At 61.8% G+C, this 19,243-nt stretch carries 16 protein-coding genes; 14 read left to right on the top strand and 2 right to left on the bottom strand.

Annotated features, from left to right (window positions below):
• The first annotated feature begins 27 nt into the window (after nucleotides 1-27).
• The 12 genes from ACYQ3S_RS07115 (at nucleotide 28) to rnc (ending at nucleotide 14,396) form a co-directional block, all read left to right on the top strand.
• A complete protein-coding gene (locus tag ACYQ3S_RS07115) occupies nucleotides 28-1,206 on the top strand; it encodes a murein hydrolase activator EnvC family protein (RefSeq protein ID WP_459688133.1) in 1,179 nt (392 codons plus the stop codon).
• Between the two features lie 63 nt (nucleotides 1,207-1,269).
• Complete coding sequence (locus tag ACYQ3S_RS07110; protein ID WP_459688131.1) at nucleotides 1,270-2,436, top strand: S41 family peptidase; 1,167 nt, start codon at nucleotides 1,270-1,272, stop codon at nucleotides 2,434-2,436.
• A gap of 132 nt (nucleotides 2,437-2,568) precedes the next feature.
• On the top strand, nucleotides 2,569-3,042 hold the full coding sequence (greA, locus tag ACYQ3S_RS07105; RefSeq protein WP_054326109.1) for a transcription elongation factor GreA: 474 nt from the start codon (nucleotides 2,569-2,571) through the stop codon (nucleotides 3,040-3,042).
• Between the two features lie 40 nt (nucleotides 3,043-3,082).
• Nucleotides 3,083-4,594: a lysine--tRNA ligase gene (lysS, locus tag ACYQ3S_RS07100; protein WP_459688130.1), complete on the top strand. Its 1,512-nt coding sequence runs from the start codon at nucleotides 3,083-3,085 to the stop codon at nucleotides 4,592-4,594.
• Nucleotides 4,595-4,666: 72 nt separating this feature from the next.
• Nucleotides 4,667-6,034: a TrkH family potassium uptake protein gene (locus ACYQ3S_RS07095; protein WP_459688128.1), complete on the top strand. Its 1,368-nt coding sequence runs from the start codon at nucleotides 4,667-4,669 to the stop codon at nucleotides 6,032-6,034.
• Between the two features lie 71 nt (nucleotides 6,035-6,105).
• The gene (locus ACYQ3S_RS07090; RefSeq protein ID WP_459688126.1) at nucleotides 6,106-6,762 is read left to right on the top strand and encodes a potassium channel family protein; all 657 of its coding nucleotides are present in this window, start codon (nucleotides 6,106-6,108) and stop codon (nucleotides 6,760-6,762) included.
• A gap of 2 nt (nucleotides 6,763-6,764) precedes the next feature.
• A complete protein-coding gene (locus ACYQ3S_RS07085) occupies nucleotides 6,765-7,526 on the top strand; it encodes a TrmH family RNA methyltransferase (protein WP_459688156.1) in 762 nt (253 codons plus the stop codon).
• A gap of 13 nt (nucleotides 7,527-7,539) precedes the next feature.
• Complete coding sequence (gene dprA, locus ACYQ3S_RS07080; RefSeq protein WP_459688125.1) at nucleotides 7,540-8,757, top strand: DNA-processing protein DprA; 1,218 nt, start codon at nucleotides 7,540-7,542, stop codon at nucleotides 8,755-8,757.
• A gap of 126 nt (nucleotides 8,758-8,883) precedes the next feature.
• Entirely contained in the window at nucleotides 8,884-11,349 is a 2,466-nt protein-coding gene (gene topA, locus ACYQ3S_RS07075) for a type I DNA topoisomerase (RefSeq protein WP_459688124.1), read from the top strand.
• Entirely contained in the window at nucleotides 11,342-12,646 is a 1,305-nt protein-coding gene (trmFO, locus tag ACYQ3S_RS07070; RefSeq protein ID WP_107630715.1) for a methylenetetrahydrofolate--tRNA-(uracil(54)-C(5))-methyltransferase (FADH(2)-oxidizing) TrmFO, read from the top strand. Before topA ends, trmFO begins: the two co-directional genes overlap by 8 nt.
• A gap of 1 nt (nucleotide 12,647) precedes the next feature.
• Entirely contained in the window at nucleotides 12,648-13,661 is a 1,014-nt protein-coding gene (plsX, locus tag ACYQ3S_RS07065; RefSeq protein ID WP_459688122.1) for a phosphate acyltransferase PlsX, read from the top strand.
• Nucleotides 13,662-13,727: 66 nt separating this feature from the next.
• Entirely contained in the window at nucleotides 13,728-14,396 is a 669-nt protein-coding gene (rnc, locus tag ACYQ3S_RS07060) for a ribonuclease III (protein ID WP_054326115.1), read from the top strand.
• 64 nt (nucleotides 14,397-14,460) lie between these two features.
• On the opposite strand, the gene ACYQ3S_RS07055 is transcribed toward rnc, so the two are convergent.
• Nucleotides 14,461-14,583: a hypothetical protein gene (locus tag ACYQ3S_RS07055; RefSeq protein ID WP_459688121.1), complete on the bottom strand. Its 123-nt coding sequence runs from the start codon at nucleotides 14,581-14,583 to the stop codon at nucleotides 14,461-14,463.
• A gap of 123 nt (nucleotides 14,584-14,706) precedes the next feature.
• Here ACYQ3S_RS07055 and ACYQ3S_RS07050 point away from each other — a divergent pair, with 123 nt between their 5' ends.
• A complete protein-coding gene (locus tag ACYQ3S_RS07050; protein WP_186949810.1) occupies nucleotides 14,707-15,033 on the top strand; it encodes a helix-turn-helix domain-containing protein in 327 nt (108 codons plus the stop codon).
• A gap of 57 nt (nucleotides 15,034-15,090) precedes the next feature.
• Here ACYQ3S_RS07050 and ACYQ3S_RS07045 read toward each other — a convergent pair whose 3' ends face one another.
• On the bottom strand, nucleotides 15,091-15,510 hold the full coding sequence (locus ACYQ3S_RS07045; protein ID WP_459688120.1) for a nuclear transport factor 2 family protein: 420 nt from the start codon (nucleotides 15,508-15,510) through the stop codon (nucleotides 15,091-15,093).
• Nucleotides 15,511-15,661: 151 nt separating this feature from the next.
• Here ACYQ3S_RS07045 and smc point away from each other — a divergent pair, with 151 nt between their 5' ends.
• Nucleotides 15,662-19,237, top strand: coding sequence for a chromosome segregation protein SMC (smc, locus tag ACYQ3S_RS07040; protein ID WP_459688119.1), 3,576 nt, complete (start codon nucleotides 15,662-15,664; stop codon nucleotides 19,235-19,237).
• The last annotated feature ends 6 nt before the right edge of the window (nucleotides 19,238-19,243 follow it).

Here is a 19,243-nt window from a genome sequence, read left to right as displayed (position 1 = left end):
GGTAAACAGCAAAGGAGCAGAAACATTATGATGAAGAAAAGGACCGTGCGGATCATTTCCTGCGTAATCGCCGGTATCCTGGTGGTTGCGATGCTGGTTTCCATGCTGGCCTCCAGCCTGACGTTCGCGGCCGCGGCGGAGGATGCGGATTCGCTTCGGGATAAGCTGTCGACCCTGGAGGATGAAAAGGCGGCGGTGAAGGAGCGGATCGCCGAGCTGACCCGCGAAGCGAACGACGTGCAGGCCACGCGGGACGCGCTGCAGAGCGAGATCGACCTGACAAAGGAAGAGATCACCACCGTGGAGGCGTATATCGACCGCCTGCAGGAGCAGATCGACGTCAAGACCTCGGAACTGGAAGTGGCGGAGGATGCGCTTTCCGAAAAGGAAGCGCAGTTTGCCAAGAGCGTGCGCACGACCTATGAGCTGGGCGACACGAGCTATCTGGAGGTGCTGCTCAATTCCTCCAGCTTTTCCGATATGCTCACGCGCATCGAAATGATCACCGACGTGATGGACTACAATAAAAAGGTGGTCGCGGAGTATACGGCGGCGAAAGAGGATATCGAGCAGAAGCGCGACGACCTGCAGAATACGCAGGATTCCCAGAAGGAATACCAGAAGAACCTGAGCTATAAGGTGGACGAGCTTGCGGCGAGCGAAGCCGAGCAGGCCGCCCTGCAGGAGAGCCTGGAGGCCTACAAGGCGGAGAGCGAAGCGGAATACGACCGTATTGCAAGCGAGATGCAGGACGTCAGCAATCAGATTGCCGAGCTGTCCCGCCAGTCCGCTGCAAACGGCTCGGTGCCGATGGGCGACGGCACGCTGATTTGGCCGACCCCGAGCTGCACCACGACCAATTCCGCTTACGGCTACCGCGTTCATCCGATCTATGGAACGGTCAAGTTCCACGCGGGCGAGGATATCCCCGCGGGCTACGGTGCGCAGATCCTGGCCGCGGCGTCCGGCACGGTCGTCACCGCGGGCTGGGTTTCCGGTTACGGAAACTATACGGTAATTGACCACGGCGGCGGTCTGATGACCGCCTATGGACACCAGAGCTCGTTCGCGGTGTCGGTGGGCGATGTGGTCACACAGGGCCAGGTGATCGGCTATGTCGGTTCGACCGGCAACTCGACCGGCCCGCACCTGCATTTTGAGGTTTATGTCAACGGTTCTACCGTCGACCCGAAGAGCTACTTTTAACAGTCATACATAAGGGGAGAGGGCGGCGCGTCCTCTCCTTTTTTTGGAGGGAAGCTGCGGAATATGAAAAAACTGCGGGAAACACAGATCACACTGGGAACGGCGCTGGCGCTCTGCCTGATGGCCTGCGCCGCCGGTATCGCGTGCTGCTATGCGGCGTTCGGCTGGCGCACGCAGGCGGTGCAGAACAAGCTGCGCGAGATCGACGCGATCGCCGCCGAACACTATGTCGGCGCGTTTGACGCGGAGACAGTCGCGGACTATGCGGCGGTGGGCTACATCACCGGCCTGGGCGATCAGTGGTCGGGCTACATTCCGGCCGACCAGTACGAAAGCTATCAGATGAATACGGAGGGCAAGGGCTGCGGCATCGGCGTGTCCGTGGTGACGTCGGGGCAGGGCATCCGCGTCAGCCTGGTATATGATGCGTCGCCTGCGCAGCAGGCCGGCATCCGGAAAGGCGATTGGATCGTCGGCGCAGAGGGGCTGACCGTCGAGACGGATGGCGCGGACGCCGTGATCGGAGCGATCCAGGGCGAGGAGGGAACCGAGGTCACCGTGACCGTGCGGTCGGACGAAGACGGACGGACGCGCGACGAAACCATGACCCGTGCGGTCGTGGTGCAGAAAATGGCGTGGGGAGAAATGCTTGCGGACCGGATCGGCTATATCCGCATCGAGAATTTCCATGTCGGCGCGGCGGAACAGTTCCAAAGCGCGCTGGACGAATTGATCGCGGACGGAGCGCGTGCGCTGGTGCTGGATGTGCGCCACAACGGGGGCGGCCGCGTCAAGGAAATGAGCGAAATGCTCGATCCGCTGCTGCCGGAGGGTACGATCATGACGCTGCGGACCAGGGATGGACGCGAAACCGTGTACTCATCAGACGCGGAGATGACCGACCTGCCGGTCGCGGTGCTGGTGGATGAGCAGTCGATTTCGGCGGCGGAATTCTTCGCGGCAGCGCTGCAGGAATACGGGCGCGGCCCGCTGGTCGGCGCGCACACGACCGGAAAAGGGCGGGCGCAGCAGACATTCCGCCTGTCCGACGGCTCGGCGGTCAATCTGTCGGTCGAGCAGTATTATACGCCGGAGGGCAACAGCTTGGCCGGCGTGGGGGTCGCGCCGGACGTTTCGGTGGGCCTGACGGAGGCGCAGCAGGCGGACTTCTATTTTTTGATACCGGAAAATGACCCGCAGCTTCAAAAAGCCTGTGAACTGCTTACATAAAGCGGTGCGGATGCGAGAAAAATAGGCAAAAATCTTCGGGCTCGCTTGACAGCGCGCCCATCCTTACCTATAATAAGGAGTACTGTACGGCCGCTTCGCGCCGATTATCAAGATTAAGAAGGGTTTGCAAACATGGCAAAAGAAATCAAGCTGACACAGGAAAGTCTGGATTCTTATAAAGAAGAGCTGGAATATCTGAAAACGACCCGCGCCGACGAGGTGGCGGAGCAATTGAAAGAAGCGCGTTCTTTTGGCGACCTCTCGGAGAACGCGGAGTATGATGAGGCGAAGAACGAGCAGGGCAAGCTCTATTCGCGCATCGCCGAGCTGGAAGAGATCATCAAAATGGCGGTCGTCGTTTCCGGCGACACCTACGCGGCGGACGAGGTATCGCCCGGTTGCCGCTTTGTGGTGAAAGACCTCGAACTGGACGAGGAGGAGGAATACCACTTTGTCGGCTCGCAGGAGGCCGACCCGATGGAGGGCAAGATATCGGATGAATCCCCGTTCGGCAAGGCCATGCTGGGTAAAAAGGTCGGCGCAGTGGTCGAGGTTGAAGCGCCGATCGGCATGGTAAAATATCAGATCATGGATATTAAGAAGTGATCCGGCAGGATCAAAATAGAAAAGTAAGGTGAAAAAAGACATGGCAGAACAGCATCAGGCACAGGAGCAGCACGAGCAGACTGCAGAGGAGCTGCATGAGCTGAAGCGCATCCGCCGCGAAAAGCTGGCGGAGCTGCAGGCCGCGGACGCGGACCCGTATCAGCAGGTGCGCTTTGAACGCGACCATCATACCAATGAGATCCACGCGCGTTTCGAGGAGCTGGAGGGCAAAACCGTGCGCCTTGCCGGCCGCATGATGAGCAAGCGCATCATGGGCAAGGCATCGTTCTCCGACCTGTCCGACCGGTATGGCCGCCTGCAGCTCTACATCAAGCGGGATAACGTGGGCGATGAGGTCTACAAGGGCTATAAAAAATTCGATATCGGCGATATCATCGGCGTGGAGGGCGAGGTGTTCCGCACCCAGAAGGGCGAGGTTTCGGTTGCTGTGCATGAGCTGACGCTGCTCTCCAAAAACCTGGCGCCGCTGCCTGAAAAGTGGCACGGCCTCAAGGATACCGATATGCGCTACCGCCAGCGCTATGTTGACCTGATCGTCAATCCGGAGGTGCGTGATACCTTTGAAAAGCGCTCGGCTATTGTGCGCGAGATCCGCAATTTTATGGACTCCCGCGGCTTTATGGAGGTCGAGACGCCCTGCCTGAACACCATCCCGGGCGGTGCGGCGGCGCGTCCGTTCGTCACGCACCATAATGCGCTCGATATCGATATGTATATGCGCATCGCGACGGAGTTGCACCTCAAGCGCCTGATTGTGGGCGGCTTTGAGCAGGTATACGAGATCGGCCGCATCTTCCGCAACGAGGGGATGGACACCAAGCACAATCCGGAGTTCACCACCATCGAACTGTATCAGGCGTTTACCGATTACCACGGAATGATGGACATTACCGAGGATATGGTTGTCCATGTGTGCGAAAAGGTGCTGGGTACGACCAAGGTCACTTATCAGGGGACGGAGATCGATTTCGCTAAAGGCTGGAAACGCATGACCATGGCCGACGCGGTCAAGGAATACGCCGGCTTGGACTTTATGGCGATGGACGCGGAAGAAGCCCTTGCCGCGGTCAAGGCTAAGGGCGTGGAGACAGAAAAGGGCAAGGAAAGCTGGGGCGACCTGCTTGCGCTGTGCTACGACGAATTTGTCGAAGCCAACCTCACCCAGCCGACCTTTATTATGGATTACCCAGTCGAGGTTTCGCCGCTGGCCAAGAGGAAGGCCGCCGACCCGCGCCTGACCGAGCGCTTCGAGTGCTTTGTCGTCGGCAGGGAGCTGTGCAACGCGTTCTCCGAGCTGAACGACCCGATCGACCAGCGCGAGCGCTTCGAGCGCCAGGCCGCGCTGCGCGCCGCGGGCGACGACGAGGCCAATATGATGGATGATGATTTCGTCAATGCTTTGGAATACGGCATGCCGCCGACGGGCGGCATGGGCATGGGCATCGACCGCCTGGTCATGCTGCTGACCGACTCCGCTTCCATCCGCGACGTGCTTCTGTTCCCCACGATGAAGCCCATCGGCATGGAGTAAAAAAACGCTTTGCAAAGCCTGGACGGAACCGTTCAGGCTTTCGGTATATTGGTATCTAAAGGGGATTCGGGAATGAACCGCCTGCATTTGCATAACCGCCGTATGCGCCGCATGCGACCGACAACGGTCATGGCGCTGGGCTTCCTCGCCATTATCCTGACGGGGGCCGTGCTGCTCGCCCTGCCGGTCTCGGCGCGCAGCGGGGAGGCCACGCCGTTTTTGGACGCGCTGTTCACAGCTACCTCCGCCACCTGCGTGACCGGCCTGATACGGGTCGGCACGGCGACGCATTGGTCCGGCTTTGGCCAGGCGGTCATCCTGCTGCTGATTCAGATCGGCGGCCTGGGATTTATGACGCTGGCCTCCATCGCGTCGTTTCTGACGCACCGCACCATTACGCTGCGCGAGCGCATGGTGATGAGCGCGGGCCTGAACCTGACGGACAACGCAGGCATCGTCCGGCTGACGCGGCGCGTGCTGTACGGAACCTTTGCGTTTGAGGCGGCGGGCGCAGTCATTCTGTCCTGCCGCTTTATTCCGCAGTTCGGCTTTTTCAAAGGGTTTTTGATGGGCGTTTTCCATTCGGTGTCCGCGTTCTGCAACGCCGGCTTTGACCTGCTGGGAACGCCGGACGCGCCGTTTTTATCGCTGGTCGATTATGTGGGGGATCCGCTGGTCAACCTGACGATCATGGCGCTGATCGTGATCGGCGGCCTGGGTTTTTTTGTCTGGGGCGATATCTGGGATAAACGCAGCTTCCGGCATTTCCGCCTGCATACCAAGCTGGTGCTGGTGACAACGGCGGCGCTGCTGCTGCTGGGCTTCGGGCTGACGCTGCTGTTTGAATGGAACAACCCGCGGACGCTGGGCGCACTTTCCGGACCGGAAAAGGTGCTCGCCGCGGCGTTCCAATCGGTCACGCTGCGCACGGCGGGGTATAATACGATCGACCAGGCCGCGCTCAGCGGGCCGGCACAGGCGGTTTCCTGCCTGCTTATGCTGATCGGCGGTTCGCCGGGCTCCACGGCGGGCGGCATTAAGACGGTCGCGGCGGCGGTGCTGCTGCTGTCTACGATTTCCGCGCTGCGCGGGCGGATCACGGTGTCGGCGTTCGGGCGCACGATCACACCGCGCAGCATCATGAACGCGGTCACCATGCTGATCGTCGGCGTAGTGGTCAGTCTGAGCGGCGCCTGTGCGATCGCCTATATCGAAGGCGCGCCGCTGCATCAGTGCCTGTTTGAGGCGGTGTCCGCGTTTGGTACGGTCGGCCTGACCATGGGGCTGACGCCGGCGCTGCACACGCCCTCCTGCCTGATTTTAATTGTGCTGATGTATTTGGGCCGCGTGGGTGTGCTTACGCTCGGTGTGACTGTGTTGATGCGGCACAGGGAGCCGCCCAAGCTGCAGTATCCAGAGGGCAATGTGATGGTGGGATAAAGCCAGGGTTTTATGGAATTGACGCCGCGCAGTGCGCGGTGGGAAGATATCGATGGATAAGGGGCTTTGTGATGAAATCTTTTTTGGTAATTGGGCTGGGCCGCTTTGGCGCGTCGGTCGCGCAGGAATTGTCAGCACTCGGGCAGGAGGTGCTTGCACTCGATATCGACGCGGAAAACGTCCAGAATATTTCGGATCAGGTCACGCAGGCCATACAGGGTGATGCACAGGACGAAGCGGTGCTGCGCTCGGTGGGCGCGCGCAATTTTGACTGCTGTGTGGTCGCCGTGGGCGCGGATATGGAGGCCAGCATTCTGATCACGGTGATGCTCAAGGAGCTGGGTGCGCGGTATATCGTTGCCAAGGCGATAGCGCCCATCCATGCGCGCGTACTCGAGCGCGTCGGCGCGGACCGCGTGGTGCTGCCCGAGATCGAAATGGGGCAGCGGCTGGCGCAGCGCCTCGCGCGCACCAATGTTGTGGACTATATCGGCGTTTCGGATGATTTCTCCATTCTGGAGATACACACCCCCAAAAGCTGGATCGGGCATTCGCTTGGCGAGCTGAATGTGCGGGCGCGGTATCTGATTAACGTGCTGGCGATCCGGCACGGCGAGGGCGGCCGTGTGAACGTATCGCCTGCGGCCGATCAGATCATAGGGCCGGACGACGTCCTGATCGTGATTGGAACGAATGACAATGTCAACAAGGTGGTGGAAATGAATTGACCGTGATTCAGAGCCGCCAGAACGCCGCGCTCCGCCATCTGGCGCGGCTGGGACGGGAAAAGAAGTACCGCAGGAGCACGGGGGAAATGCTGTGCGAGGGAGAGAAAATGCTTCGGGAAGCACTGGCCTCCGGCGCGCGGGTGAAAACCCTTCTGGCGCGGGAGGGCTGGCAGGACGCCCTGCTTGACCAGGCGGCGGAACAGGGGGCCGCGCTGTACTGCGCGGCGGACGCTCTGTTCGGACTGGCAAGTGATGTGGAAACGCCGCAGAACGTGGTGTTTTCATGCCGCCAGCCGCAGTGGGGGGCGCACGACCTGCAGGGAAAACGGCAGGTGCTGCTGCTGGACGGGCTGCAGGACCCGGGCAACCTTGGCACGATCTTACGAACCGCCGAAGCGTTCGCGCTCGGCGCCGTCGTGTTGTGCGAGGGCTGTGCCGATCCCTTTTCCCCCAAGGTTGTGCGCTCGACCATGGGCGCGGTGTTCCGCCTGCCGTGCGTGCAGCTGCCGCTCGCAGATGCGGTGGAGCAGTTGAGGGAAGCGGGGCTTGCGGTCTATGCGACCGCGCTGCATGCGGACAGCGTGCCGCTGGACACCGTGCCGCTCGAACGGGCGGCGGTCATCATCGGCAGCGAGGGCAGGGGCGTTTCGCAGAACGCGCTCAACCTGTCCGACAAACGGGTGATTATTCCGATGGCGGGCCGCGCCGAGTCGCTCAATGCAGGCGTGGCGGCGGCTATCGTGATTTATGAAATGACAAAATGAGGAGGCGTGCAGTATGCCGTCACGTCTGAGTTATGTATGGCTTTCCCTGCGGCGCGGGCTGGGTCCGCGCGCGGCTGCGGAGGCCCTGCGCGCGTTCGGCTCGCCGGACGCGCTGTATGCCGCGGATCGGAAAACGCTGGCAGCCGCGCCCTGCGGACTGTGCAAGGCGCAGGTCGACGCATTATGCGATAAGGACACCTCGGAAGCGGAACAGATCATCGGGGAATGCGCGGAACGGGGGATCCAGATTATCACGGCCGGCGACAGCGCCTATCCTGACCGGCTGCGTGCGATCGCAGACCCGCCTGTGGTGCTGTATGTGCGCGGCAGGTGGCCGGATTTTGACGTTACGCCCGGCATCGCCGTGGTCGGCACGCGGGAAGCGACCGCGTATGGCTTGCAGACTGCGGAAAGCATCGGCGCGGCGCTGGCGCGCGCGGGATTTATCACGGTCAGCGGGATGGCGCTGGGAAATGATGGAGCCGCGCACCGCGGCGCGCTCCGCGCAGGCGGGCTGACGGTCGCCGTGCTGGCGGGCGGCGTGGATGTGTGCTACCCGCCCCGCCACAGGGGGCTGATGGGGGATATCCTGCTGTCCGGCGCGGTCGTCAGCGAATACCCGCCTGGCACCGAGCCGAAAGGCGCGCATTACCATGACCGCAACCGCATCATCAGCGGTCTTTCGGTCGCGTCGGTGATCGTGGAGGCAGCGGATTACCGCTCGGGCGCACTGATTACCGCACGGCACGCGCTCGATCAGGGGCGCGACGTATACGCGGTACCCGGCGCTTTGGACGCGCCGCAGTCCAAGGCGTGCAATGAACTGATCGAGAAAGGCGAAGCCGCACTGCTGCGCAGCCCGCAGGCGCTGGTCCGCGCCTATAACGGATTGCTGCGTGTGCCTCCGGCGGTACGCCGTGCCGAGCAGACGCCCCGACGGCAGGCCGGCATGCGTCCGGCGGCGCCAGAGCGGGCGGCTGAATCGGGCGGCAATAAACAGGAGCCGCAGGCAAAGACCGGTCAGAAGCAGGCGCCGGCAGCCCTGCCGGAAACGCTGCGCGGCGACGAGCGCCGCATCGCGGAGCTGGTGCAGCAGGGCGTATCGACGCCGGAGGAGCTGATCGAACGCTGCGGCCTGCCCGCGCCGCGCGTGATGGCGCTGGTCACCATGCTGGAGGTGGACGGCGTCCTGCGCCGCGAAAAGGGCAGGCTGGTAATGGGCGGCAGGTGAAAGCCGCCGCATTGCCCAGGGATCGCATCAAACGCGCCGTCAGGCGCGCAGAAATAGCCGCCTTGCGAGCGGCCTTGGAAAACCGGACGCCGACCGGCTTTCCAAAACCATGCTTTGGAGGTTTTTATGTCAAAATTAGTCATCGTGGAGTCCCCCGCCAAGGCCAAGACCATTGGCAAATACCTCGGTTCGGACTATGTGGTCAAGGCGTCGATGGGGCATCTGCGCGATCTGCCGAAAAAGAAAATGAGCGTCGATTTTGAGCACGATTTCAAGCCGGAATATGTGCCGATCGAGGGAAAGGATAAAATTATCAAGGAAATCCGCAGCGAGATCCGCAAAAGCGATTTCGTGTACCTCGCGACCGACCCGGACCGCGAGGGCGAGGCGATCTCCTGGCATATCAAGGAGCTGTTCAAGCTCAAGGAAAAGGATTCCAAGCGCGTGACCTTTAATGAGATCACCAAGCCTGCGGTCAAGTACGGCATCGAGCATCCGCGCGATATCGACATCGATCTGGTCAACGCCCAGCAGGCACGCCGCATTTTGGACCGCATCGTGGGCTACGAGCTGTCGCCCTTCCTGTGGCGCAAGGTCAAGCGCGGCCTGTCCGCGGGGCGCGTGCAAAGCGTGGCCACCCGCCTGGTGGTCGACCGCGAGAACGAGATCCGCGCGTTCGTACCCGAGGAATACTGGACCATCGAGGCGTTGCTGCAAACTGCGGACGGCGGCCGCTTCACCGCGCGCTACTACGGCGACCAGACCGGCAAGGCCGAGCTGAAAAACGAGTCCGAAGCGCAGGCGGTCGTGGACGCGGTATCCGGCAAGCCCTTTACCGTGGGTGAGATCAAGCGCGGCAAGAAAAAGCGCACGCCCGCGCCGCCGTTCATCACCTCCACCTTACAGCAGGAGGCCAGCCGCAAGCTCAACATGACCCCGCGCCGCACCATGAGCATCGCGCAGGAGCTGTACGAGGGCATCGAGCTGGGCGAGTTCGGACTGACCGGTTTGATCACTTATATGCGTACCGACTCGCTGCGCCTGGCCGACGAGGCCACCGCTGCCGCCGCCGGCTTTATCCGCGGCCGCTATGGGGACGAGTACTACCCCGGCAAGCCGCGCGTGTTCAAGACCAAGGGGAACGCGCAGGACGCGCACGAAGCCATCCGCCCGTCCGACGTCAAGCTCCTGCCGGACGAGATCCGTCAGTACCTCTCGCCCGACCAGTACAAGCTGTATAAGCTCATCTGGTCGCGCTTTGTCGCCTGCCAGATGGCGGACGCGATTCTGGACACGGTTTCCGCGGATATTGTGTGCGAGGGGCAGGTGTTCCGCGCCTCCGGCCACACGGTAGCCTTTCCCGGCTTTACCGCGGTTTACGAGGAAGGCACGGACGACGAGAAGAAGGGCGAGGCGGGCAAGCCCCTGCCGCGCTTTGCGGAGGGCGACACCCTCTCGGTCGAAAAGCTCGACCCGTCGCAGCACTTCACCCAGCCGCCCGCACGCTATACCGAGGCCTCGCTCATCCGTGCGATGGAGGAGCGCGGCATCGGCCGCCCGTCCACCTATGCGCCGACTATCTCCACCATCCTCGACCGCGACTATGTGACCAAGGAGAACAAGGCGCTGCGTCCTACGCCGCTCGGCGAGGGCGTAACCGGCCTGTTGGTGGACGAGTTCAAGTCGGTCGCGGATTATGAGTTTACCGCCAATATGGAGGAGCAGCTCGACGAAGTAGAGGCGGGAAAGCTCAACTATATCCAGCTCCTGCACAATTTCTATGACGACTTTGAAAAGGCGCTGGGGCAGGCCGAGATCGATCTGGAGGGCCAACGCATCAAGATCAAGGACGAGGTCACGGATGTGATCTGCGAAAAGTGCGGCCGCAATATGGTTATCAAGTCCGGCCGTTTCGGCAAGTTCCTGGCCTGCCCGGGCTTCCCAGAGTGTACCAATACCAAGCCCATCACCGAGGACACCGGCGCGGCCTGCCCGGTGTGCGGGGCCAAGGTGGTCAAAAAGAAATCCGCGCGCGGCTATGTGTATTACAGTTGCGAAAAATATCCGGAGTGCCAGTTCATGACCTGGGATAAGCCGCTGGGAAGCAAATGCCCGAACTGCGACTCCTCGCTGTTCCGCCACACCGACCGCGACTCCAAGGAGGTCACGGACGTGTGTCTGCGCGAGGGCTGCGGTTATACCGAGCTGGTTAAGGAGGGCCTGCCGCCCGAGGAGGCGGAAAAGAACCGCCAGCGCCGCGAAGCGCGCGCCGCGAAAGCAGCCGAACGCGCGGCGGCCAAGGCAGCGGCGGAAGCCGCGGGCGAGGGCGGAGAGACATCGAAAAAAGCCGCGCCAGCCCAAAAGCCCGCCGCGGCGAAAAAGCCTGCGGCAAAAAAGCAGGTGCCGTGGATGACCAAGACCACGAACCGCTTCAAAAAGCTGAAGGACGAGGATGTGCAGGCGCTGACCAAGGCCCAGCAGGCGCAGTACGCCAAGGCACTGGAGAAATACGAGGCAGAAAAAGCCGCAGAGAAAGCGGCAAAGGCAAAGGCCCGTAAGTCTATCAAGGCAAAGGAGGCCGCCGGTGAGTGAGTTTGTAACGGTGATCGGCGCGGGGCTGGCGGGTTGCGAAGCGGCCTGGCAGCTTGCGCAGCGCGGCGTTAACGTGCGCCTGCATGAGATGAAGCCAGAAAAACGCTCGGAGGCGCATCACGCGGACGATTTCGCCGAGCTGGTTTGCTCGAATTCGCTGCGGTCAGACGAACTGACCAACGCCGCAGGCCTGCTCAAGGAGGAGCTGCGGCGGCTGGACAGCCTGATCCTCGCCTGCGCGGACGCGCACCGCGTGGAAGCGGGCGGCGCGCTCGCAGTTGACCGCGAGGCGTTCGCCCGCGCGGTGACCGGGAAGATCAAGTCCCATCCGAACATTGCGATTATATCCGGCGAAGTGACCGAGATACCGGAGGGCAGAGTAATCGTCGCCTCCGGCCCGCTGACCTCGGACGCGCTGTTTGAGGCCATCCACCGCAAGGTGGGCGGGGACTTCCTGCACTTTTTCGACGCGGCCGCGCCCATTGTGACCGCGGAGAGCATCGACATGGATTCCGCTTACGCGGCCTCGCGCTACGGCAAGGGTACGGCGGACTATATCAACTGCCCGCTGAACCGCGAGGAGTACGACGCGTTCTGGAACGCACTGACCACGGCCGAGGAAGCGCCGGTTCACGGGTTTGAGGATTCCAAGGTGTTCGAGGGCTGTATGCCCATCGAGGTCAACGCCCGCCGCGGGTATGATACGCTGCGCTTCGGCATCCTGAAGCCCATCGGCCTGCCCGACCCCAGGACGGGCAGGGATCCGTATGCGGTGCTTCAGCTTCGGCGCGACAACGCGCAGGGTACGCTGTACAACCTGGTCGGCTGCCAGACCCACCTCAAATGGGGCGAGCAAAAGCGCGTGTTCTCCATGATCCCAGCGCTCCAAAACGCCGAATTCATGCGCTACGGCGTGATGCACCGCAACACGTTCCTGGATTCGCCGCGCCTGCTGGACGCGACCTACGCGCTGAGGGCAGATCCGCGTATCCGCTTTGCCGGGCAGATGACCGGCGTGGAGGGCTATATCGAGTCCACCGCCTCGGGATGGGCGGCGGGGGTGGCCGCCGCATGCGAAACACAGGGCAGGCCCATGCCTGCGCTGGACCGGCAGACTGCGGTCGGTGCGCTGGCATGCTACATCTCGGATCATACGGTAACAAAATTCCAGCCCATGAACATCAATTTCGGCATCATTGAGCCGCTGGGTTATAAAATCAAGGGCAAGCGGGAAAAAAACCTGAAGATTTCCGAGCGGGCGCTTGCAAAAATCGACAGTCTGAAAGGGGAGCTTTGACATGAAAATCATCGTGGATGCAATGGGCGGCGACAACGCGCCGGAGTCCGCCGTTTGGGGCGGCGCGCTGGCTGCGCGGGAATATGGCGAGGAAGTGCTGCTGGTCGGCCGGTCGGAAACGGTCGAGGCGGTCCTGAAGGAGAAGGGGCTGCAGGATACGCAGGGCGTGACTATCATGCCTGCCTCCGACTTGGTGGATATGCACGACGATCCGGCGACTGTGCTGCGCAAAAAGCCGGATTCCTCGATGGCGGTGGCGTTCAAGCTGCTCAAAGCGGGTGAGGGCGACGCGCTTGTTTCCGCGGGCAACACGGGAGCCCTGCTCACGGGCGCGACCCTGTTCGGCGGCCGGATCAAGGGCATCCGGCGCGGCGCGCTCGCGCCCGTCATGCCCTGCAAGGGAGGCCAGGTCATGCTGTGCGACGCGGGCGCGAACACCGAATGCACGGCTGAGATGCTGCTGCAGTTCGCGTTTCTCGGCTCGCTGTATGCGGAGAAGATAGGTGGGGTCAACCGCCCGCGCGTCGGCCTAGTGAACAACGGCACGGAGGACACCAAGGGCGATCCGCTGCGTAAGGAGGCGTACACCCTGCTCAAAAAGGCGGGCGACGAGGGCCGGCTCAACTTTGTCGGCAACGTGGAGGGAAGCATGGTGCCGCTCGGCGCGTGCGACGTGGCGGTGTGCGACGGGTATTCGGGCAACGTGATGCTTAAGACCATCGAGGGCGTGGCCAAGTTTATGGCGGGCGAGATCAAAACCGTGTTCATGCGCAATTTGGCGACCAAGCTGGGCTATTTGGCCTGTAAAAAGGGTATGGACGATTTCCGCGAGCTGTTCAATCAGGACAAGGTCGGCGGCGCGCCGTTCCTGGGGATCGCCAAGCCGGTTATCAAGGCGCACGGCTCCTCCAATGAGATCGCGGTGATGAACGCCGTTCGGCAGGCGATCACCTATACAAAATCGGGTATGATCGACGCGGTTTCGGAAAACATAGCATATATGACCGTCGAATGAGCGGCTGTACGCTGCCCGCCGGCTTGCCGGCCGGAGGGGACGGTTTGGAAAGCGAGGTGAAAGAAATTGGAGCTGAATTATAAGTTTAAGGATGTAACGCTGTTCCAAACAGCGATGACACATACCTCCTATGCGAACGAGCATAGGGGCAGTCATCTCCACCATAACGAGCGGCTGGAGTTTCTTGGCGATTCCGTACTGGGCTTCGTTACAGCGGACTACCTGTTCACGCATTATCCGGATCTGCCGGAGGGTGAACTGACCAAGCTGCGCGCGGCGGTCGTATGCGAGGGCGCCTTGTGCGAGATCGCGAGGGAACTCGGTATTCCGGAACAGATCAGGCTGGGTCATGGGGAAGAAACGGGCGGCGGCCGCGGGCGGCCGTCCATTCTGGCGGATGCGACCGAGGCGCTGCTGGGTGCCATTTTCCTGGATGGCGGTATCGAGCCCGCGCGCGCGTTCGTGCTGCGCTTTATCCCGAAAAAGGTGGAGCTCGCGCTGGCAGGCGGCGCGTTCAAGGATTATAAGACCATCCTGCAGGAGATCGTGCAGAAGAACAAGCAGGAAACGCTGGAATACCGTTTGGCCGGCCAGTCCGGACCGGATCACGATAAGCGCTTTACGATGGAGCTGCTGCTCAATTCCAATGTGTTCGCGTCCGGTACCGGACGGAGCAAAAAGGAGGCCGAGCAGATGGCGGCTAAAAAAGCCCTGGAAATGATGGGGGAAGCGTGACGGCCGCCAGTGTAAGGGAATAGAGTACAAAAGCGCCCCGATCGCTCGGGGCGCTTTTGCGGCTTTATTCCGGCTTTTTTCCCGTTCCGCCGATCAGACGGGTCACGGTCGCGATCACCGCCGCGAGCGCGCGGAGGTCCTGTTCGGCGGTTTCGGCCCTGGGTTTTTCTGCGCTGCTGTCTTTCATGGGGCATCTCCTTGCACAGAGGCAATCCAAAGAAACAATAGATAACATAAAAAGATATCTTATAACATATTCTAACATAAGGGCATCTGTTTTACAATAACAAAAAAGAGGTGCTGAAAAATAATGCAGAAACAGCAGTTGATCGATATGGGCCACCGCCTGCGCCAGCGCAGGACCGAGCTGGGGCTGACGAGGGAGAAAATGTCGGAGCTGGCGGATATCGGGATGGGCTATTACGGCCAGCTTGAGGTTGGCACGTCGCAAATGTCACTGGATACGCTGATCAAGCTGTCGCGCGCCATGCACCTGCCGATGGAGTACATCGTGCTGGGTGAGGGCGAGCCGCGCGGGGATGCGTCGGCGGTGCGGGATATGCTTGACCGCTGCTCCGCGCGCGAGCTTAAGCTGGCGGAAGAGGTGCTCAAGCTGTTTTTAATGAAACAAAACTGATCTCGGAAAGGGTGGACGCCTGGTTCCGAGATCAGTTTTTGTTTGGACAGAACGGGGTTAAAACCAGCGCGCGCCTTCCTGCCGGAAGCGAGGCGCAGGGCCGTCCGCATATGGGTCATAGGTGTGGATATTGCAGCCAAACTCCTTGAGCGAAGCGATTTTGCCGTCCGCCGTCCAGCGGATGAGCGAAAAACCGTCGAATTCCTCCGCCCGTCCGTCCAGCATCTGATTTTTGAAGCGCCATTCGACTGCGGTATGGCTTTCCGTATGGAAAAACCGGAGGATATCCCAGACCAGCACCCGACCCCGCGCGTTCCATTCCTCGAACCAGTGCTTGACCTGTGCCGCGCCGTGGTACTCCGGCCCCCAGCTTTCCGTGTATATGCAGTCCGGCGCAAAAATAGACATAATGCCGCGATCCTCTGCCTGCAGCCACATATCAAACCACAGGCGGACCGTTTGCTCCCTTTCATTCATGTGCTTCGCCTCCTGCCTACCAGCATAGCATGGCGGAACGCGTCTGTCCAGTGCGGGCGATTTATGGCTAAGCTGTAAATTATCGCGCTGCGCATTGAAAAAAAAGCCGCGCGGTGGTAAAATAATACCATATATATCTTTGAGGTGCTACATGGTTCTGAAGAGCCTGGTTTTACAGGGCTTTAAGTCTTTTCCGGACAAAACCGAGATCAATTTCCTCGGCGGCGTAACGGCGATCGTCGGACCGAACGGTTCGGGAAAATCAAATATTTCGGATGCGATCCGCTGGGTGCTGGGCGAGCAGTCCTCCCGTTCCCTGCGCGGCGCCAAGATGGAGGACGTTATTTTCGGCGGAACGGCCAGGCGCGGACCGGTCGGCTTTGCCGAGGTTTCGCTCATCCTGGATAATTCCGAGGGTATATTCCGGTCGGAATTCACCGAGATCATGGTCACCCGACGCTATTACCGTTCGGGGGAAAGCGAATATTTTCTGAACAAAAAGCACTGCCGCCTGCGCGATATCCATGAGCTGTTTATGGATACCGGACTGGGGCGCGATGGCTATTCCATCATCGGGCAGGGCCGCATCGACGAGATCCTGTCGCTCAAGAGCGAGGACCGGCGCGAGATATTTGAGGAAGCCGCGGGCATCACCAAATTCCGCTACCGCAAGGAGGAGGCCGAACGCAAACTCGCCGCTACGGAGGATAACCTGACCCGTATCCGCGACCTGTACGATGAATTGGAGCGCCAGGTCGGGCCGCTGGAAAAACAGGCGGAAAAGGCAAAGCAGTATTTGCTGCTGCGTGACGAGCTGCGTGTGCTGGAGATTTCGCTCTGGCTGCTGTCGCTCGACCGCATCAAGGAGGATACCGCAAAGCTTGCGCAGGACGCAGCGGCTTGCGCCGCGCAGCTTGCGGAGGAGAAAAAAGCACAGGAAGCGCTTTACGCACGGTCGGAGCGGCTTTCTGAGGAAATGCGTGGCATCGACCGCGCTTCCGACCGCCTGCGCCAGCAGCTCCGCGAGGCGGAGCAGCGCGCCGCCGAGCAGGCGAGCCGCGCGGCGGTGCTCAAAGCGAACATCCAGAACAATCGGGATAACATCGACCGCGCCGAGCGGGAGAGCGCCCAGCGCGCCGAGCAGGCCGCAGGGCTTGGCGCGCAGCTTGCCGAACGGCGCGCGCGTATCGAGCTGTTGGATGCCCAGCGGGCGGGTCTGGCCGCGCGCCTGGATGATTTGAAGCGGCAGGGAGACGAGCAGGCCGCCCAGCGGGAGCAGGCTGAGCGCGCGCTGCACCGCGCGGAACAGGAGCGTGCGGCGCGTCAGGACGCGCTGCATGCGCTGGAGATCGACCGCACGGCGGCGGAAACCGGTCTGGCCGGCATGGACGGACGGCGCGGGACGATCGTGTCCGACATTGAAGCCGCGGGCAGGCGTCTGGAAGCGGAACGGGACGCGCATGACGAGCTGGAAGAGCGCATGCGCGGCTGCCTGGATACCCTTGCGGGGGCGAAAAATAAGGTGCAGGGCGTGGCGCTGAAAGCGGAAAGCCGCCGCAAAAAGGTGGAGGCCCTGCGGGAAACGCTGGAAAAGGCGGCGGCGGCGCTGACCGAGGTGCAGGGCCGCGTGAAGATGCTGTCCGACATGCAGCGCGATTACGAAGGTTTTTCGCGCTCCGTCAAGGCGATCATGCAGCAGGTGGAGCGCGGCGCGATGCGCGGGGTGCATGGGCCGGTTTCCGCGCTGCTTTCGGCGGAGGAACGGTTTGTCACCGCGATCGATACGGCGCTTGGCGCGTCCGCGTCCTCCATTGTGGTGGATACGGCGTCGGATGGCAAACGGTGCATCGAATACCTGAAGCGCACGGACGGCGGGCGCGCAACCTTTCTGCCGCTCGACACAATCCGGCCGAATTTGTTGCGGGAAAACGGCTTGGAGACGCAGAAAGGCTGTTTTGGAACCGCTGATCGTCTGGTCGTTTTTGATGGGCGCTATGCGGCCATCGTACAAAACCTGCTTGCGCGCACGGTGGTGTGCGAAAATATGGATACCGCCCTGGCGCTCGCCAGGACGTATGGCCACCGCTTCCGCATCGTGACGCTGGACGGCCAGGTAATCCAGGCCGGCGGCGCGATGACGGGCGGCTCGGCCTCCCGCGGTACGGGCGCGCTTGCGCGCGCGGGCAGGCTGCGCGCCGCGCAGGAGCAGGCAAAGGCGCTCGAAAAGCAGAAGCAGGAGGCGGAACGCGCGTTCCATGCGGCAAAGGAAGAGCTGGCGGCGCTGGATTACGACCTGAAGGCGATTGAGGCGGAGCGCGCCCGCGCCGCGCAGGAGGAAGCGGGGCTGCGCGCGTCGGTTTCCCAGCACGGGGCGCTGCTGGAAAGCCTGCAGTCGCAGTACGACGGGCTGGTGCTCGAACGGGATAACCTTGCCGCGGCAAGGCAGCGATATCAGGAAACAATCGCTCAGTGCGGACAGAAGCAGGACGAGGCGCGGCAGGCGCTCGCGAACGCAGAGGCGGCGGTGGAACAATGCCGCGCCGCGCAGGAAGCGCTGGACACGCAGGCGGCCGGCCATACGGCGCAGACCGCGTCGGTGCAGACCGAGTTGGCGGAGAACCGCTCGGAGGCCGCGAGCGAAGCGCGCGCGCTGGCTGACCTGGAGCGGCTCAAGTCCGAGCTGGACGCAGGGGTTTCGGGCTCCGCGGAAACCATCGCCGGCTTTGAGGAGGAAATCGCCCGCCTGACCGAAGCGCTGTCCCGCGCGCAGGACGCGGAAGAGGAGAACCGTGCGGCGGCCGCACAACTGAACGGGCAGATCGCCGCGCAGATGCAGCAGCGCGAACGGGTCGAGGGCGAACGCGCGCAGGTCGACCGCGAGGCGCAGGGGAAAAATGAAGAGATACTGGGCCTTGAGCGGGAATCCGCGCGGCTGGAGAACCGTTCGGTGCAGCTGAAAAACGAGGAAGCGCAGATTTTGGATAAAATGTGGGAAAGCTATGAGCTGACGCCCACGCCCGCGCGGGAGGCCGCGCGCCCGCTGGAGGACGTACCCGCGGCGAAAGAGCAGGTGCAGTCCCTGCGGGGCAGGATGCGCGCGCTCGGCAACGTCAATCTGGACGCGGTGGAGGAATACCGGCAGGCGCTCGAACGGTATACTTTTATGGGCGGGCAGAAGGACGACCTGGAAAAAGCGCAGAAAGAGCTTTACAAGGTCATTGAACAGCTGACCGTCAATATGAAAGAAATTTTCGCTTCGGAATTCGCCAAGCTCAACGCTTATTTCGGGCAGACGTTCCGCGAGATATTCGGCGGCGGTCATGCGGAGCTGCAGCTTGCGGATACCTCGGATATCCTGAACTGTGGGATCGATATTCGGGTTTCCCCGCCGGGCAAGGCGGTCAAGACGCTGACGCTGCTTTCGGGCGGCGAAAAAGCGTTCGTTGCGATTGCGCTGTATTTCGCGATCCTCAAGCTGCGGCCCACACCGTTCTGCGTGCTGGACGAGATCGAGGCCGCGCTGGACGATGTGAACGTCGCGCGGTTCGCGCAGTACATCCGCCGGCTGGCCGGCGCGACGCAGTTCATCGTGATTACGCACCGCCGCGGCACCATGGAAGAGGCCGATATGCTGTACGGCGTCACCATGCAGGAGCAGGGTGTTTCCAAGATGTTGATGCTCAATCTGGCGGAAGCGGAAAAGCATGTGGGTAAGACGCTGCGATGAGAGGAG

This window comes from Agathobaculum sp. TL06, assembly GCF_054658635.1.
This window is presented reverse-complemented; position numbering and strand designations above follow the sequence as displayed.

Coding starts and splice junctions, on each gene's coding strand:
- ACYQ3S_RS07090 (WP_459688126.1), top strand. CDS start 6,106: ATGAAATCTTTTTTGGTAATTGGGCTGGGCCGCTTTGGCGCGTCGGTC.
- ACYQ3S_RS07115 (WP_459688133.1), top strand. CDS start 28: ATGATGAAGAAAAGGACCGTGCGGATCATTTCCTGCGTAATCGCCGGT.
- ACYQ3S_RS07110 (WP_459688131.1), top strand. CDS start 1,270: ATGAAAAAACTGCGGGAAACACAGATCACACTGGGAACGGCGCTGGCG.
- ACYQ3S_RS07045 (WP_459688120.1), bottom strand. CDS start 15,510: ATGAATGAAAGGGAGCAAACGGTCCGCCTGTGGTTTGATATGTGGCTG.
- topA (WP_459688124.1), top strand. CDS start 8,884: ATGTCAAAATTAGTCATCGTGGAGTCCCCCGCCAAGGCCAAGACCATT.
- ACYQ3S_RS07050 (WP_186949810.1), top strand. CDS start 14,707: ATGCAGAAACAGCAGTTGATCGATATGGGCCACCGCCTGCGCCAGCGC.
- smc (WP_459688119.1), top strand. CDS start 15,662: ATGGTTCTGAAGAGCCTGGTTTTACAGGGCTTTAAGTCTTTTCCGGAC.
- plsX (WP_459688122.1), top strand. CDS start 12,648: ATGAAAATCATCGTGGATGCAATGGGCGGCGACAACGCGCCGGAGTCC.
- ACYQ3S_RS07095 (WP_459688128.1), top strand. CDS start 4,667: ATGAACCGCCTGCATTTGCATAACCGCCGTATGCGCCGCATGCGACCG.
- lysS (WP_459688130.1), top strand. CDS start 3,083: ATGGCAGAACAGCATCAGGCACAGGAGCAGCACGAGCAGACTGCAGAG.
- ACYQ3S_RS07055 (WP_459688121.1), bottom strand. CDS start 14,583: ATGAAAGACAGCAGCGCAGAAAAACCCAGGGCCGAAACCGCCGAACAG.
- greA (WP_054326109.1), top strand. CDS start 2,569: ATGGCAAAAGAAATCAAGCTGACACAGGAAAGTCTGGATTCTTATAAA.
- dprA (WP_459688125.1), top strand. CDS start 7,540: ATGCCGTCACGTCTGAGTTATGTATGGCTTTCCCTGCGGCGCGGGCTG.